Origin of the sequence: Mesorhizobium sp. M0011 (genome assembly GCF_040324155.1) — a bacterium.
Taxonomy (GTDB): Bacteria; Pseudomonadota; Alphaproteobacteria; order Rhizobiales; family Rhizobiaceae; genus Mesorhizobium.
This window is the reverse complement of record NZ_JAMYVQ010000005.1, coordinates 164988-179460: the sequence shown is the minus strand read 5'-3', so window position 1 is coordinate 179460 and position 14473 is coordinate 164988. Positions and strand designations below refer to the sequence as shown.

Genomic DNA, 14473 nt, shown 5'->3' with positions numbered 1-14473 from the left:
CGATGGCCGAGCATTCGAAAGACGCCAAGGCGCCCAAAGGCGGTCGTCAGCCTGGGGCTTATGTCAAGGATTAGACGGCCGAGCTGCGTTGAGTTTCGGCTGGCCGCCATAGTCGAAGCACGAGGAGGTTCTTATGCAGATGATGGAAATTGTCGTCAGCCGAGACCAGGCTCCGGTCGTGGAATTCCGCGGGGAGGGCGGCGAGTGGATTACAGTCACCCTGCAGGCCGGGCATAGTCTTCCCGACGACGAACTCATCGCAAAGGCCAAGGCTATGATGATTCAGGTCGCTCAGTTCGGGATGGACCAGACCAACAGTGCAGCGATGTCTGACCGGTTGTCGGCTGATGAGGTGATACAATCCGGAATGTCGGGATAGAATAGCGGGAAGGCGAACAACGACCGCCGGGGCAGCCTTGCGCAACGGAGCGGGCAATAGTTCCATGCAGACCGATCGAAGATGGGAGCATGCGGATCGACGAGCGCTCGGTGGGCGCAAACTGGCATCCGGCGGCCTTGCTCCGATACGCAGATGGGGATGGCTGGAGCCATTATCGCGATCATCAAGCCCACCATGAGCATATCCCCTTGCTGATTGGGAAAGTGACGACATTGCGGAACTTCGGATCGCCGCCGCGCTTAATCCGGCGGAGGAGTTATCCGATGAACGCGACCAAAGTGTTTTTTGAAACCTGGCTGCAGGAGAATGTCGGCACTCTTGCTGGCAAAGAGGAAGTGAGCTTCGCCGTGCTTGTCCAGCAATTCGAGCAGGATGCCGAAGCGGCCGGTTATGGTCGCGAGGTGCGTGAGGACGAGCTTGGAAACATTGAAGATGCGATCGAGCAAGCGCTAAAGAATGCCGGAACTGGGGTGCATGGTGGCGTCGACGGAGAAGCCAGCGATGTGGCAGCCGTCATGGATGCGCTGGAGGTCGAAGATGCCAAAAGCGGGCCATAGGTTTTATCAGGTTAGCTCTATTCGTTTGTCGAAGTTGTCGGGGTAGCCCTATGGAGCAGTTTCGCAAGGACATGGCCGCCTTGGCAGAGCCGGCTTTCTGGGTGTCGATAGGTTTGCTTCTTGTCCCGTATGCGCTTGGAACCGTGCTCCTCGTCTGGACCTGCGGCTGCCTGTAAGGTTGACTGCAGACACACCCGGTAGTGGTTCAACGACCCTAGCGCCGAATTCCCTGCAATGCCGAGCTTATGCGTTTCCGCGGGATCCCTTGCTGCAGCAAAGTCTGAACCATCGCGTCGCGAGGAAAGTTCATCGTAGACACCTGCGGCATCACGCCGTTTGGACAACCTAAAGACCGACAACGTGTTCCAAGCGTGAAATCAGCTATGAACCTGCCTCGAGCAGTCCCGCTGCTCATTCGCGCACCTGCAAGGTGGGTCGTTATCAATCGCTGGACGCGAGTTGGCAAACGACGCCAGGCCCGGATCGCATGCCTTGGATCCGCCGCTGCATCCGAAAATAGCCCAGCAACTTGCGAGTTGGCTGGGAACACTTCCGCCATTTCGAAGTTGGGCCCGCATAGGAGAACCGAGATGGCCATCCCACGAGCGGACAACGACAACCACCTGCGCAAGAAGCCGGCTCATGCAGGCAAAAGCTCCGCCAAGAGGACGATAGACCAGGTTAGAGCACGACCCGGGTACAAAATGGCACTGCGGGCGACAAGAATTAAGGCGAGGCGCTGAGATGCCGCGGACCAATGATGACGGTCGCAACGAGAAGACCACATCGGCTGCAGCACTTATTGTCGACATGGAACATGCTGAGCGCGCCGCCAAGACGGCGCGATTGAAGGAAGCGCGCCTCGCACAAGCCGTCACGCGCGGTCCCATCGAACGCAAGCCACGTGTCACCAAAAAGTTTCGCAGGATTTCTGTTGCTGGCTAGGAGGTGTCCGTGACTCGCAATCACGACAAGGAAAGATACGACCGCGCCAAGCGTATCAGCCAAGAGATGCTGGACGCTGAACGAGCGGAACGGGCCGAGAAGACGGCGCGGCTGAGACAAGCAAGGCTTGCACAGCATCTGGTGGAGACGTCGCCGGCGCAACCGCAAATTCATCGCAAATCCATCCAGGCTCTCAAAAAGAGAAGCCGTAAGGTGATTGAAGTATTTTAGGCTCTCCACATCCGTGCAGAACCACGGCACGGCGTTTAACTTCGACCGAGAGCGTCTATCAATACCAATGACGAGCAATTGCGGGGACTTTGCATCTCCGCACCCTCGCTATTATTAAAGCTGGGAGCGAAACCTGCTCGCAAAGTAGTCGGTGACCTTTTCGCTTAGCGGACGAGCTTGCCATTCTTCCACACTGACCTGCCTTGATCGTTTCAGGTCCTCGTTGAAAACGTCTATTTGCGTCCGCGCGAATTCCATGCCGTAGACATTCAGGGTGGCCTCATCGTTGAGGCGCAAGGAACGCTCATCCAAATTAGCCGAGCCAAAGCTCACCCAGACATCGTCGACGATCAAAAGCTTCGGATGGTACATTGTGGGTTGGAACTCAAAGATGCGCACACCGGCCTTGAGCAATTCGCCCCAGAAGTAACGTGAGCCCTTTCGCACTATAGGCACGTCCGTCAGCCAATTGGGAACGATGACATCGACCGAGACGCCTCGCCTCCTTGCATCAAGAATCTGCTGCAGGGCTATGTCGTCCGGCACGAAGTAGGCCATGCCGATGCGCAGATGATCCTTGGCCGCGGCTATTGCCGCCAACATCATCAACTCCATGTTCTCCGAGCCGTTTGGCTGCGAAGAAAGTACTAGCTGGGCATCGAGCCCACCAGCGGGCGCAACTGCAGGGTAGAACTTCGCGCCCTGCAATGTCTCGCCGGTCATCTCAAGCCAGTTTTCGGCGAACGCCGCCTGGAATGCGGCCACGGCGGGTCCTTCGATCCGGTAATGCGTGTCGCGCCATTCATTTGAGTTGCGTGCGTTCCCGCGCCAATCATCGGCAATGCCGACCCCGCCAGTGAAAGCGACCCGGCCATCGACGATCAGCAGCTTGCGATGAGTTCGGTTGTTTACACGGTCCAACGTATACCAGCGTAGCGGCCGATAGCGTTCGAACCTCACACCGGCCGTGGTCATGATGTGGATCAAGTCCTCGTCGAAGGGAAGGCTGCCAACCCCGTCGACGTTCACGCGGACTTCGACGCCTTCGCTGGCCTTGGTCGCCAATGCGATCGCGAACTCGTAGCCGATGGCTCCTGACCAATAAATATATGTCTCCATGTCGACGCTGGATCGAGCCGCCCCGATTGCTTGCAGCATTGACGGAAATATTTCGTCCCCGTTGATGAGAGTTTGGACCGCATTGGAACCGAACATCTGCCCTTGCGAATAGCTGCTCATCGTCTTGGAAAATTGGGGATCCGTAGCGTCAAACCGGTGGGGAACGATTGATCGTAAAACGCGCGGCTCTGGAGTGAGATTTATGATCAACACCGTGAGCAGGCTGGCGATAGCGGCAATGGCCAGATAGATGAGCACCTTTCGCCAGAACTCAATGCCGGGGGTCTTCTTGCGGGCGCCTGACGCAACGGAACCGAAAGGCTGCACGTCAATCGCCCCGCTGCTGGCGATGGCGATGTTTCTCGATCTCCTCGGGCTCTTCATCGTCGATCCGCGTGATGTTTGAAGCCGCGTGATCTGACCGCAGAATCTCGTCAAGCTTGGCGTGGATCGCTTGAGTGTCGCGGTGCTCCGCGCGCTGGATGAACAGCGTCATCGCCCAAGTAAACAATGTAGCGGCTCCATGCCAATCCAAGCTCTGTCGCTCGAAAATCATCCAAAGGATTGCATAGGCCAGCAACACCAGGAACGCTGCAGGACGGGAAGTCAATGTGCCGATTGAGGTAAGGGCGCTCGTGACCGGATGATTTGCCATTCCAAAGAACTCGGGGCAGTGCCCCTGGTTCCCGCGGTGCATTATATCGCCCCGCCATGAATCAACAAAAGGTACAGTTGAGCAGCGCGCGCTTTCCAGGTGTCCTGCGTCGGCCTCCACATGCCGTCCGGCATCGAGAACGGTCTCGATTTGGATAGTCTCGCCAAGCGTTCGGTTCAGCAAACGCTCATATCGGCGACGAGGCGATTTGGACAGCCGCTTCGGCACCTGCGGTTGCGCTTGGTAAATTCTCTGCACGTTGTGCCCCATCATCGCGCCGTGAAGAGTTATAGTCGCTGGAGTATAGCGCTTCGCCGTCTACACCTTGCGCGAAGGTTAAGCGATGAATGGGCCGTGGAGCATCTTCACGCATGAACAACGGCCGAGTGCATCATAGTTTAATGACAGCTGGTGGGCTGTCCCGCATAAAGCCGTGGTCAGCGGCTGTGTAACGGGTTTCGCTGCTTGGGAGCGACTGTCCCACTCTCGCCCATTTGGAGGAGCCTGATGCTTAACCGACCCATCCGCATGAACACAGAAGCTCTCTACCCCAGTGACCTGAATATCCTTCGCGCGGCATTTGACGCGCTGTGCCAGGAATTTGCCATTTTGCCTGACACGGCGGCGGCCTATGCCGTCGCAAGAGAGTTGATCAGGCTGTTCCAAACAGGAATGACGGAAGCGGCCACGCTGATGATTGCCGTGCGCGCACGTTGGCGGGACGATTGGGAGATGGGACGCAGCAACGCTGCCTGACGTTGGATGGTCATGCGAACACCACCCGCTGCATCCTTTTCGGCACCGCCGCGTTGACGTCAAACCTGCCAGAATGGCCGATCCGCTGCACACCGACTGGAGCAACCGATGCCGAAATTTCGCTTCGAGTTTATCGAAGGCATGTCGCAGCCTGCAATCTTCGCCGATATGGCTGATCGAGATGAGGCTGTCAGGGAGGCGAAGCGCGCTGCCAAAGAGGCCATGCTCGACGGAATTGTCGACGGCTTGGACCCGACCAGTTGGGTGACGAAGGTTTACGATGAGGCAGGCTATCTCGTCGCCACTGTCGGATTCCAGGATCTGGTCGCTGCGCCCAAGGATACGGAAGAGTTCAAGGAAACAGAGGAGCCTGGCGTCTTGCGGTCGGGTTGAAGCCTGGTGTCTCTACGCTGTCGCCATCGAGCCGGATGTCCCGAACACCGCCCTTGGAACATCGTACGAACCAAATCGTTCGCCGGTGATGCGCCGAACCATGCACGATAGCCACGTCAGTCGACCGGCCGCCGAGACCGAAGATGTCCTGATCGTCGGAGGCGGGCCGGCAGGACTCACCGCCGCTCAATATCTGGCCCGTTTTCGCCATCGCGTGCTGGTGATCGATGCCGGCGATCCTCGCGCCGCCTTGATCCCAACGAGCCATAACTGTCCTGGCTTTCCCGAAGGGATAAGTGGAGCCGATATTCTGGATCGCCTTCGACGTCACGCCACCTTGTATGGAGCCACTCTGGTTGGAGGGCAGGTCTATTCCCTCGCCCCTGCCTATCGGGGGTTCGTCACTGAGACCTCGATTGGCGCAATCCGGACACGCAAGGTGTTTTTGGCGACAGGGATCACCGACACGACACCCGTCATTCCGCGTCTACGCGAGGCAATTGCCGCAGGTGTCATTCGACTCTGCCCGGTATGCGATGGGTATGAGGCGATCGACCAGAAGATTGCGGTCGTCGGGCACGACGTGAGAGCCTTGAAAGAGGCCATTTTTCTCAGTCGGTTTACACCGCTCATAACGATGCTTGGGAGCGACGCATCCGACTTTTCGATCAGCACTCGTCGTGCGGCGAGCGCCAGAGGCATAGTCGTCGGTGACGCTCTCGACACGCTCTGTCCGGCAGCAGACGGCTGCGAGGCGATTTTGAAAGATGGGACGTCATACCGCTTCGATGCCATTTATCTGGCACTGGGATGCAAGGTTCGTTCTCAACTCGCCGAGGCCGTTGGCGCAAGATGTTGTAAAGACGGCTATGTCACAGTCGACGAGCATCAGCAGAGTTCCATCCACGGCATGTACGCCATCGGTGACGTTGTCAAAGCGTTGAACCAGATAGCCGTCGCTTTTGGACAGGCTGCCATTGCCGCGTCGCATGCCCATAGAGAGCTGGAGAGCGCCGAGCGGACTGGATTTGCAGATCAGCCTTCTCAATGAACATGAGACCACGCGGCTGATCGGGATGTCGGCCGCTTGACGGCGCGTCGAAACGTCTCGAGCCCGGCCGACAAGAAGTTGCCGCGCCCTGCAATCGCAGCAGATGATCCCGCCAACAGTTACAGCCGCGGAACATTCACTGCGGCACGAGGTTTTGGCTGCAGGCCTACAATCCTCCCTCAGTGTCTGGGCCTTGAGGCTGCCGAAGCAGCTTCGGCCCGTCTCGGCTTTGTCCGGGGCGGGCTTTCCATCTAAGAAAACACGTGGAACATTCTTTCTCGTCCAGCGTTAGCGCGCGCCGGACGACCTGTTCTGCGATTCTTGCTGGCCGGCATCAGAGGTTGCAACCATAGCTTCAGCCCGCCTCGGCCCCTCTCGAGACGGGCGGCGCGCGGAGTTGAGATGCGATGCATAGAGACGCCTTCACGCCATCAGAAGTTGCCCTACTCAGTCGCGTCTTCGCACGCAGCAAAATCAAAAACGAAACCGCAACCGAGAGGGAACGCCGCGCATCACGTATTCTGGCCTACTACCAAGCGGGGATCACGGATGAGGATGAGCTAGAACAGCTTTCTCGCCAACCGCTGGGAAGGTGACGATTAGTCTTCCTTCTTCAGAGCTTCCGCCTCATCTTTGAGCTTCGGCCAATCGGCGCCGTGCTTGCGAAGCAGCGTTCGGGCCTGCTTGGGATCAATGTCCGTGAGCTCGACCAGATGTTCGACCTCAAGTTCCTGGCCTTTCGCTACCCGGCTTGCTTCGTTCGCTTTTCGTTGCACTTCGACACCCACTGCTGAGACAACATGAACGAGCGCCGAGAGTGCGCGTTCCAGAACTTTATACAAAAAATACGCGACACCGGTTGGGCCGTATGGGACGGGCTATGCCCTTCTGGCTGTGCCTTGCCGATTTCTTCCATGTGGGCCCGCCCCGACTTGTCGTCGGTCCCAAATCGCGGCGGCATCTTCGTCCGACTGTCCGACCACGCGGCGTGTGCCGGCGCTCGGCAGCTTTTCGACGCAGCAAGTCCGGTGCGCACGTCACCTCATCAACTTGATCTGAAGCGAGATGCTCAGCCTCAGAATCCTGTCGCCGTTTTCGTTCCGCACTTCAACAAACACTTGCTGCCCGTCCACCTCAGTGAGTGCATCTCTCGTAAGGTCGATAAGGCCCTCGAAGCCCACGCGGCGCACCTCCTCCAAACCGGCACATTCGATGCCGATTTGGTCCTCGAAGACCAGATCGTGATCGCCACTATCAAAGAAAAATCGTGCCATGCGAGAGCATCCGTCACCACTAAACTGCAGGGTTTCTTTGGTGCAGGTAGGTCGTGTCGAAATCACCTGCATGAGTGAGGCCAAGCCAATCCAGAACATGCACTCTTGATCCTGTGGTGGCGATGAGGCCTCTACGTCGAAGTTCCTGAAGCATTCGGTTGACGTGGACTGTGGACAAGCCCAATGCATCGCCAAGGGCTGCCTGGGTAATGGGAAGATCCGCGACGTGATCCTGGATGCGTCCAACCGAGCGCAAGCGAAAAATCAATTCGCACAATATGTGAGCCATGCGCGTGTATGCCTCGCGTCTTCCCACATTAGTGACCCATTCCCTGTAAATAGCTGCATCGATCAGGGTCGACCGCCAAAAAGCCGTCGCGATTCGAGGATGCTGTTCGCAAACGGCGCGAAGAGCGTCATGTCGTATGAAGCCCAGTCTAGCTGCTGTGAGGGTCGTAAAATTGCAATCCATGACCGACAGATGCAGTCCGTGCAGATCCGGAATATCCCCAGCCACAAAGAAGGATGTAATCTGCCGTTTGCCGTCGCCGGTAAGTTTGGTGGAACCGAGCAGGCCATCCAAAACGACAAACGAACTGACAGGACGGTCCCCCTCACGCACCAGGTCGTAGTTGGGCAAAAAATCCTTCTCCTGGATCGGGATGCTCTTCAAAACGTCGATGTCGGTCTGTCGAACATCCGAGTTGCTCAGGAGTTTGCGGATAAGTACATCCGAGGATGAGGTGGGAGACAAATTGGCTACCTAGCTTATGTTATTTATCGAACTTGCAATCGCGCTGAAAGTTCCGTGACATTACAGAGCGGCGGCGGAGAACGGGCCCGGTTCGGCGGGTGATTGGACCGCCGCACAATCGAACCCGCAGTTATGCCGCCCATAGGGGAGCCTGCGGAGCCACGCATTAACCTATGACATGGGCTGTGTTCGAAATTGTCGCTGAGATAACCATTGGCGCCAATTCGGCAAGGCTTTGACGTCCGCAACGGAACATATGCCCCAACTGGCGCTACGAGGTTGTTCCGCCGAGACAATCTGCAAGCACCTTGGAGCGGCAATACAGCTCCTGGCGCTCCGCTAAGCTCCGCTATTTGAAACAGTGGCTGGCTCACGCACGAACTTCATCCGCGGCGGCACGGCGAATGCCGTGAACCGCTCAGCCAGTCTGTCGAGGGCTTGGCGCATGCCAACTCCCGCAGCTGGCGCTCCGTGTCCGCTGATCACCATCTGCGGCTTCAGCGCAGCCAGTTGTTTCACGGATTTTTCCGCCGCATCCCAATCCGGTGTGAAGTAGCGCGGTGGACCATGCATCTCCAAGTCCTGAACGGCGACTTCATAGACCGACTCCTGACCCGTGGTGATGAAGGCGTCCCCAGCGATCAGCGAGCGGTCTTCTTCGCGCCAGAGAGAGACATGCCCCGGCGCATGCCCGGGCGTGTGCAGCCAGCGCCATCCGGGCATGCCGGGGACCGATCCGTCGGCCGGCAAGAGTTGCAGGCGATCTCCGAGATCGATTGGGCCACGAGGAAAGAGTGGCGAAAGCAGCGCTATCAGGCCGCCCCCCACCCAAGGATCAGGCGGTGGATAGGACCCGGTTCCGTCCAAATAGGGACGCTCGAGCGGGTGCGCGAAAACGGGCGCATCCCATGTGCCGGCCAGATCCACAACCGCTCCCACATGGTCGAAATGGCCATGGGTCAAGATGATCGCGGCGGGCCGCGCGCCGGCTCCAAAGCGCTTTTCAGCGACCGCCAGGATGCTGCTTCGCGACGTCGGCAAACCCGTATCGATCAGGACCCAGTTTCGATCTCCGCTGCCGGGAGCGCCGAAGAACACGACATTCACGATTGTCAGCCGCAAATAGGCCAAATCCGGCGCGATGCTCCAGACGCCGTCGCCACGATCCTCGCGCCTGGCATGGTCGATGTCGGAAAGTCGAATCTGAACGGTCATGCTGTTCCCTGCCTCCGTTGTAACCGCTGGACAATCGATGACGGCTCGGTCCCGAACTTGCCTCGGCGCACCTTGTTCCCTGGCTCCTGTCTGCTCCACCGGCTCGGTGGGCTCGATCGGGGAACAAAGGCTCGACCATCCGGGTTTGGCCCTGAGTAATACACTGGACGATGGTGCAGCATGGCAAATGAGAAGGGGTTGCCGCATGAGCGAAGCAGCACAAAGCGATAGCGATGGCTTGACTTCGATTGCGGGCACGTCGGCGTTCGCCAGTTTTTTCATGGCTGGCTTTGAGTGCTCGTCGCACCGGCGCAAGGACGGCGTTCGCCTCGATCTTATCCGCGCGACGTCGCATTATTTGCATGCCCTGGGCGACTACCGCGGTTGCGCCGAACTCGGTCTTCGTACCATCCGCGACGGTTTGCGCTGGCACCTCATCGAAACCGCTCCTGGGACCTATGACTGGTCAAGCTGGACGCCGATGGTCGAAGCAGCGCAATCGGCAGGTGTCCAGGTCATCTGGGACATTTTCCACTACGGATCTCCAGACCACGTTGATCAGGGGTCGATGCATTTCATCGATGCCTATGCCTCGTTCGCCGCGGAAGCTGTGAGGGTTCATCGTTCAATCGCCGGTACAGCACCTCTGTTGTGCCCAATCAACGAAATTTCGTTTTTCGCCTGGGCTGTTGAGGTCGGGTATTTCCCGCGCGTCGGTCCGAAGAAGCGGGGATGGTTCAAGCGGCACCTCGTGAAAGCTGCAATAGCTGGCGTTCGCGCGATGCGGGAGGTCGATCCCGCTTGCAGATTTGTCTGGGCCGAGCCGCTTATCCACATTGCTCCTCGCGACCGAACGCGGACCGAACGGCGCCGGGCCGAAAATGCCCATCTCGGACAGTTCGAAGCTTACGACATGCTGCTGGGCCGGGCAGAACCTGAGTTGGGGGGCAGCGAAGATGTTGTCGATGTCGTTGGCCTGAATTTCTACCCACACAATCAGTGGTACCTAAACGGGCCGACGATTCCGATGGGGCATCACGAGTACCGTGCCCTTTCGGAGATGCTGATTGAGGTCGCGCATCGATACGGCAAGCCGATGTTCATCGCCGAGACCGGCTCCGAAGGATCGGGCGGGGCGGCTTGGCTCCATTATGTCTGCGACGAGGTGCGTGCCGCAATCGGTCTCGAAGCGCCAATCGAAGGTATTTGCCTATACCCGATAACCGCCTATCCGGGCTGGGACAATTCGCGGCATGCGGAAGTGGGATTGTTTTCGGTCATCCAGGCGGACGGCAGCCGACACGTCCGCACGCCCATCGCGGATGAATTGGCCCGCCAGCAAACTTTGTTCGCGGCGAACCCGACGCGTTAGATACATGAGCGGCACGAGGACTGTTGCGAGCGCCTGTTGACGCCGCTTTGCCACGTCCGATGCTCCCAAGTACGTCTAGGTGGGAGCTACAGCGCCCCTTCGGCCAACGACGCCTTCCCCGCGCTCGCCCATTCCGGGACGCTCTTTTGGATGCGGGCGAAGGTTGCCAGGGCCTGCCCGACCACCTGATCCATGTTGTAGTAGCGGTAGGTTGCCAGGCGGCCGACAAACCACACGTCGGGACAGGTTGCGCCGAGCGCTTCGTAACGCTTGTAGAGCTCTTCGTTTTCGGCCCGCGGCACCGGATAGTACGGGTCCCCGATATCGGTGGGATATTCGTAGGTCAGGCTGGTCCGCGCGTTCTGCTGGCCGGTCAGATGTTTGTACTCGGTGATGCGGGTGTAATTTTCCGTCTGGGGGTAGTTGACGACGGCAACCGGCTGAAACTGCTCTTGGTCGAGAGTGACGTGCTCGAAACGGAGCGAGCGATAAGGAAGACGCCCGAGCTGCCAGCCGAAGTATTCGTCGATCGGGCCGGTATAGATCAGGTGGTTGAATGGTATCTCGTCACGAATTTCGCGGAAGTCGGTCTGCAACATGACCTTGATGTTCGGATGGTCGAGCATGCGTTCGAACATTCTCGTGTACCCGCCGGCCGGCATCTTCTGGAAGCTGTCGCTAAAATAGCGGTCATCGCGGTTGGTTCTGGTCGGCACTCGTGCCGTCACTGATTTGCTCAGTTGGCTAGGATCGACGCCCCATTGCTTCCTGGTGTAGCCACGGAAGAATTTCTCATAGAGTTCGCGTCCCACCGTGCTGACGACGACGTCCTCGGCCGTTCGTACGTCCTCTACGGTTTCGCGCCGCGACGCGAAGAACTCCTCCAACTGTGTGGAATTCAGGTCGAGGCCGTAAAGGCGATTTACCGTGTCGAGATTGATCGGGATGGGAAGCAGTTTCTCATCCACGGCCGCCAGCACCCTATGCTCGTATGTGCGCCATTCCGTGAACTGCGAGAGGTAGTCCACGATCGACTGGCTGTTGGTGTGAAAAATATGTGGCCCATAACGATGGATGAGGATGCCGGCTTCATTATAGCAATCATAGGCGTTGCCGCCGACATGGCTGCGGCGGTCGACCAGGAGAACACTTTCGTGGCGCTGGGAGGCTATCCTTTCAGCAAGCACGCTGCCGGCAAATCCCGCGCCGACGATCAGCCAATCGAACATGGCTATGCACTCCTGCGGAGAGGGATGACCTTCTTACCTCGATAGGCACGCTCGATGTGAGCGGTCATGCCACTCCATGTCTTTTGCCAAGACATGTCCGCAAGATAGGCGTCGACTTGCGGCAGGAACGTCTCACGAGGTCGCAATAGAATGGAGCGCAGCTTGATTTCCAGATCGTCACTGTCGGCGATTTCCACCAGTCCAGCAGCGCCGTAGCTGCGCACAACGTCAACGATTGCCGTCGAGATCACCGGGAGACCGGCCGCTAGGAACTCTGGCGTCTTGGTCGGACTGATGAAGCGGGTCGCTTCGTTGAGTGCAAACGGCATCCAACCGGCATCCCAATGGCGCATATAGTGGGGCAGGTCGCAGTAGGCCTTCGCGCCCAACCAATGCAGGTTTTCGGCTCTGGGCAGGGTTGCGGGGTCGATCTTGACGACCGGGCCAAGCATCACGAAATGCACGTCCGACATAGTCTCCGCCGCCTGCGCTACGAGCTCGACGTCCAGCCGCTCGTCGATAACTCCGAAATATCCGACCCTCGGATGAGGAATGCCGGCCTGGTCGGTTGGCTCCTTTCCTGGGCGTCTCGCAGTGTGAAAGTGCTTCACATCGATGCTGCTAGGAAAAGGGAAGATCGCGTGATGCAGGTGACGCTTGGTCTCGAACAGGCTTAGGCCTCCGGTGAAAACGAGATCGGCGCGGCGCAGCAGGGCCTTTTCCATCTGCCCCAGCTCGGGCGGCGCATTCTTGAATGCGGAGAGTTCGTCCATGCAGTCATAGATGCATATGTCTGGGTCGAGGTGCTCGGTGAAGCGCAGAGCCATCGGCGTGTAGTACCAAGCGATCAACCGGCTGTGCGGCATTGAAGCTATGATCTGCTGGACAAATCTCCGCTGGACGGCATCTGCTTTCGCGGCCGACATGCCGAGCGGAAGCACTGGCGTCACAATTAGAATGCTTGGCGCTGCCTCGCTCGTCCGCATCAGCGGCTGTGGCAGGTCTTCGAAAACAGGCTCTTCGAAGTAGACCACTCTCTGCTGCATGGAGGCGAGACTGAGGATATGTTGCGGGCGTTGATGAACGAAATTCCACCGCAAATGGGAGAAGCAAACCAGTAGATTTTCCCTGCCAGCGCGGTTACTGGCGACTGCCCCACCCAAGGCTGCTTCCATTGAAGATTTCCTTCCTTTATTCTGTCGTTTATGTTCCGACTAACATTTGTTAGTCGCGGACGGGAGAGAACTAAACTTCGTTCCCGTCTCCTAACTTTCAACGAGGTGAGTTGTTCCAAGGTGAAATGGAGCGCCTTCAGTCGCCGCTCGATAGACGAAAACGAGATCCGCTCGCTGAGTCGAGAACGGCTATCGTGTGTCGGCGGGCTTTGAGGCGCGGGGCGACTGGGGAATGCTGGTGGAGAACGGCATTGCCGTATTTGCGTTGAACTTGTCGGCTATAAAATGTGCAGAACATCACGTTGATTCGCCTGCACGACTGGCGATTCGGTTTTGGCAGGGCAAGATTCCGGGGCTGATATGAAGATCGACTTTGCGACCAATGTTTTTCCGCTGTTTCATCCGCAAAGCGTCGATGATCTCAAAGACCCGTGCCCTGTCTTCGATGGCAGTCTGTGGCACGTCTTCGGCTCAAGTGGCACGGTGACCACCGAGACGTGGAGGATCCTTCATGCCACGGCGCCCGATCTCTATGGACCGTGGACCGAGCATCCGCCGATCGAACTTCCTATCAACGGGAGTGGTGTTGCGGCTCCCGGCGTCATCCACGAAAGCGGCGTCTTTCATATGTTCATCCAGACCGAGTTCATGAAGTCTGGCGGCCGGTGCGAGCACGCGGTTTCCAATGACGGATTCCAGTGGGTGGTTCTCAGCCCGGCGATCCTTGCCATCCCGGACACCGAGGAGGACGGCATTTACGATCCGCATCCCGCAGTTATTGGCGGCAAGCGCTACCTCGTCTATTCCGCGATGCCAAAATTCACCAGGGTGCCGCAACCCGACATCTACCTCGCACGGAGCCAATCCGACTCGTGGTTCGGTCCCTGGAAGCGGATCGGCAAGATCCTCGACCATAATGATGTCCCTCACCATAATACGAGAGAGGATCCCGACTATGAATGGGGCATAGAAGGCGCACAGCTGGTCGAGTTGCCGGACGGTCGGGTGCTTCTCAATGCCACTTGTTTTCTGCCGAATGGACTTCGGGGGAACCGGCAACGCGTGTTCTTCGCTATCGCTGATGACGTTGCTGGACCTTACGTATCGATCGGCCCGGTGCTGGAGCCAGGCCAGCCGGGAGAGAACGGCCACTCGACGGTGATGATCGAAGGCAGCCAACTATCGTTGTTTTACCAAAGCCGGGTCGCCACGACCGATCATCGGTGGCGCTACGGCCTGGCCAGATGCGACGTCGCCCTGTTTTCCAAGGTCGCATGATCCCCGGTGCCAATGGGCACCCACGGCGTAGACCGACTGGACGGCTCGCATTGCGCAATGAGCTTCCGT

At 58.2% G+C, this 14473-nt stretch carries 17 protein-coding genes; 9 read left to right on the top strand and 8 right to left on the bottom strand.

From position 1 onward, the window contains the following. The first annotated feature begins 133 nt into the window (after nt 1-133). The 4 genes from NKK51_RS08015 (at nt 134) to NKK51_RS08000 (ending at nt 2133) form a co-directional block, all read left to right on the top strand. Nucleotides 134-379 carry a hypothetical protein gene (locus tag NKK51_RS08015; RefSeq protein ID WP_023811904.1) on the top strand — a complete coding sequence of 82 codons (246 nt, stop codon included), beginning with the start codon at nt 134-136 and terminating at the stop codon, nt 377-379. A gap of 89 nt (nt 380-468) precedes the next feature. Continuing rightward, nucleotides 469-957: a hypothetical protein gene (locus NKK51_RS08010; RefSeq protein ID WP_352552170.1), complete on the top strand. Its 489-nt coding sequence runs from the start codon at nt 469-471 to the stop codon at nt 955-957. Nucleotides 958-1701: 744 nt separating this feature from the next. Then, nucleotides 1702-1902 (top strand): hypothetical protein, encoded by a 201-nt coding sequence (locus NKK51_RS08005; protein ID WP_352552169.1) that lies wholly within the window; start codon nt 1702-1704, stop codon nt 1900-1902. 9 nt (nt 1903-1911) lie between these two features. Continuing rightward, a complete protein-coding gene (locus NKK51_RS08000; protein ID WP_081734899.1) occupies nt 1912-2133 on the top strand; it encodes a hypothetical protein in 222 nt (73 codons plus the stop codon). Nucleotides 2134-2247: 114 nt separating this feature from the next. Here NKK51_RS08000 and NKK51_RS07995 read toward each other — a convergent pair whose 3' ends face one another. Together NKK51_RS07995 and NKK51_RS07990 are read right to left on the bottom strand one after the other, a co-directional pair. Further along, nucleotides 2248-3636: a phospholipase D-like domain-containing protein gene (locus NKK51_RS07995; protein ID WP_352552167.1), complete on the bottom strand. Its 1389-nt coding sequence runs from the start codon at nt 3634-3636 to the stop codon at nt 2248-2250. After that, nucleotides 3581-4165 (bottom strand): low affinity iron permease family protein, encoded by a 585-nt coding sequence (locus NKK51_RS07990; protein ID WP_348625594.1) that lies wholly within the window; start codon nt 4163-4165, stop codon nt 3581-3583. The genes NKK51_RS07995 and NKK51_RS07990 overlap by 56 nt, the downstream gene beginning before the upstream one ends. Nucleotides 4166-4414: 249 nt before the next feature. Here NKK51_RS07990 and NKK51_RS07985 point away from each other — a divergent pair, with 249 nt between their 5' ends. The 3 genes from NKK51_RS07985 (at nt 4415) to NKK51_RS07975 (ending at nt 6107) form a co-directional block, all read left to right on the top strand. Continuing rightward, nucleotides 4415-4663, top strand: a complete 249-nt coding sequence (locus NKK51_RS07985) for a hypothetical protein (protein ID WP_127296096.1) — start codon at nt 4415-4417, stop codon at nt 4661-4663. 108 nt (nt 4664-4771) lie between these two features. Continuing rightward, entirely contained in the window at nt 4772-5056 is a 285-nt protein-coding gene (locus NKK51_RS07980) for a DUF6894 family protein (protein WP_352552165.1), read from the top strand. Between the two features lie 100 nt (nt 5057-5156). After that, nucleotides 5157-6107 carry an NAD(P)/FAD-dependent oxidoreductase gene (locus tag NKK51_RS07975; protein WP_352552163.1) on the top strand — a complete coding sequence of 317 codons (951 nt, stop codon included), beginning with the start codon at nt 5157-5159 and terminating at the stop codon, nt 6105-6107. A 599-nt stretch (nt 6108-6706) separates the two neighbouring features. On the opposite strand, the gene NKK51_RS07970 is transcribed toward NKK51_RS07975, so the two are convergent. The 4 genes from NKK51_RS07970 to NKK51_RS07955 form a co-directional block, all read right to left on the bottom strand. Next, the gene (locus tag NKK51_RS07970; RefSeq protein ID WP_352552161.1) at nt 6707-6949 is read right to left on the bottom strand and encodes a hypothetical protein; all 243 of its coding nucleotides are present in this window, start codon (nt 6947-6949) and stop codon (nt 6707-6709) included. A 195-nt stretch (nt 6950-7144) separates the two neighbouring features. Then, on the bottom strand, nt 7145-7381 hold the full coding sequence (locus tag NKK51_RS07965; protein WP_127296098.1) for a DUF6894 family protein: 237 nt from the start codon (nt 7379-7381) through the stop codon (nt 7145-7147). Nucleotides 7382-7400: 19 nt separating this feature from the next. Then, nucleotides 7401-8135 carry a Crp/Fnr family transcriptional regulator gene (locus NKK51_RS07960; RefSeq protein WP_352552159.1) on the bottom strand — a complete coding sequence of 245 codons (735 nt, stop codon included), beginning with the start codon at nt 8133-8135 and terminating at the stop codon, nt 7401-7403. A gap of 339 nt (nt 8136-8474) precedes the next feature. Continuing rightward, a complete protein-coding gene (locus NKK51_RS07955) occupies nt 8475-9350 on the bottom strand; it encodes an MBL fold metallo-hydrolase (RefSeq protein WP_128305823.1) in 876 nt (291 codons plus the stop codon). 205 nt (nt 9351-9555) lie between these two features. Between NKK51_RS07955 and NKK51_RS07950 the strand changes: the two genes are divergently transcribed. Next, nucleotides 9556-10722, top strand: a complete 1167-nt coding sequence (locus tag NKK51_RS07950; RefSeq protein WP_352552157.1) for a glycoside hydrolase family 26 protein — start codon at nt 9556-9558, stop codon at nt 10720-10722. A gap of 86 nt (nt 10723-10808) precedes the next feature. On the opposite strand, the gene glf is transcribed toward NKK51_RS07950, so the two are convergent. Further along, a complete protein-coding gene (gene glf / locus NKK51_RS07945; RefSeq protein WP_352552155.1) occupies nt 10809-11951 on the bottom strand; it encodes a UDP-galactopyranose mutase in 1143 nt (380 codons plus the stop codon). 2 nt (nt 11952-11953) lie between these two features. After that, a complete protein-coding gene (locus NKK51_RS07940) occupies nt 11954-13126 on the bottom strand; it encodes a glycosyltransferase family protein (protein ID WP_023811918.1) in 1173 nt (390 codons plus the stop codon). A 360-nt stretch (nt 13127-13486) separates the two neighbouring features. Between NKK51_RS07940 and NKK51_RS07935 the strand changes: the two genes are divergently transcribed. Next, the gene (locus NKK51_RS07935; protein WP_352442897.1) at nt 13487-14404 is read left to right on the top strand and encodes a glycoside hydrolase family protein; all 918 of its coding nucleotides are present in this window, start codon (nt 13487-13489) and stop codon (nt 14402-14404) included. The last annotated feature ends 69 nt before the right edge of the window (nt 14405-14473 follow it).

Coding starts and splice junctions, on each gene's coding strand:
- NKK51_RS07940 (WP_023811918.1), bottom strand. CDS start 13,126: ATGGAAGCAGCCTTGGGTGGGGCAGTCGCCAGTAACCGCGCTGGCAGG.
- NKK51_RS08015 (WP_023811904.1), top strand. CDS start 134: ATGCAGATGATGGAAATTGTCGTCAGCCGAGACCAGGCTCCGGTCGTG.
- NKK51_RS07950 (WP_352552157.1), top strand. CDS start 9,556: ATGAGCGAAGCAGCACAAAGCGATAGCGATGGCTTGACTTCGATTGCG.
- NKK51_RS07985 (WP_127296096.1), top strand. CDS start 4,415: ATGCTTAACCGACCCATCCGCATGAACACAGAAGCTCTCTACCCCAGT.
- NKK51_RS07975 (WP_352552163.1), top strand. CDS start 5,157: ATGCACGATAGCCACGTCAGTCGACCGGCCGCCGAGACCGAAGATGTC.
- NKK51_RS07995 (WP_352552167.1), bottom strand. CDS start 3,636: ATGAAGAGCCCGAGGAGATCGAGAAACATCGCCATCGCCAGCAGCGGG.
- glf (WP_352552155.1), bottom strand. CDS start 11,951: ATGTTCGATTGGCTGATCGTCGGCGCGGGATTTGCCGGCAGCGTGCTT.
- NKK51_RS08005 (WP_352552169.1), top strand. CDS start 1,702: ATGCCGCGGACCAATGATGACGGTCGCAACGAGAAGACCACATCGGCT.
- NKK51_RS07980 (WP_352552165.1), top strand. CDS start 4,772: ATGCCGAAATTTCGCTTCGAGTTTATCGAAGGCATGTCGCAGCCTGCA.
- NKK51_RS07935 (WP_352442897.1), top strand. CDS start 13,487: ATGAAGATCGACTTTGCGACCAATGTTTTTCCGCTGTTTCATCCGCAA.
- NKK51_RS07955 (WP_128305823.1), bottom strand. CDS start 9,350: ATGACCGTTCAGATTCGACTTTCCGACATCGACCATGCCAGGCGCGAG.
- NKK51_RS08010 (WP_352552170.1), top strand. CDS start 469: ATGCGGATCGACGAGCGCTCGGTGGGCGCAAACTGGCATCCGGCGGCC.
- NKK51_RS07965 (WP_127296098.1), bottom strand. CDS start 7,381: ATGGCACGATTTTTCTTTGATAGTGGCGATCACGATCTGGTCTTCGAG.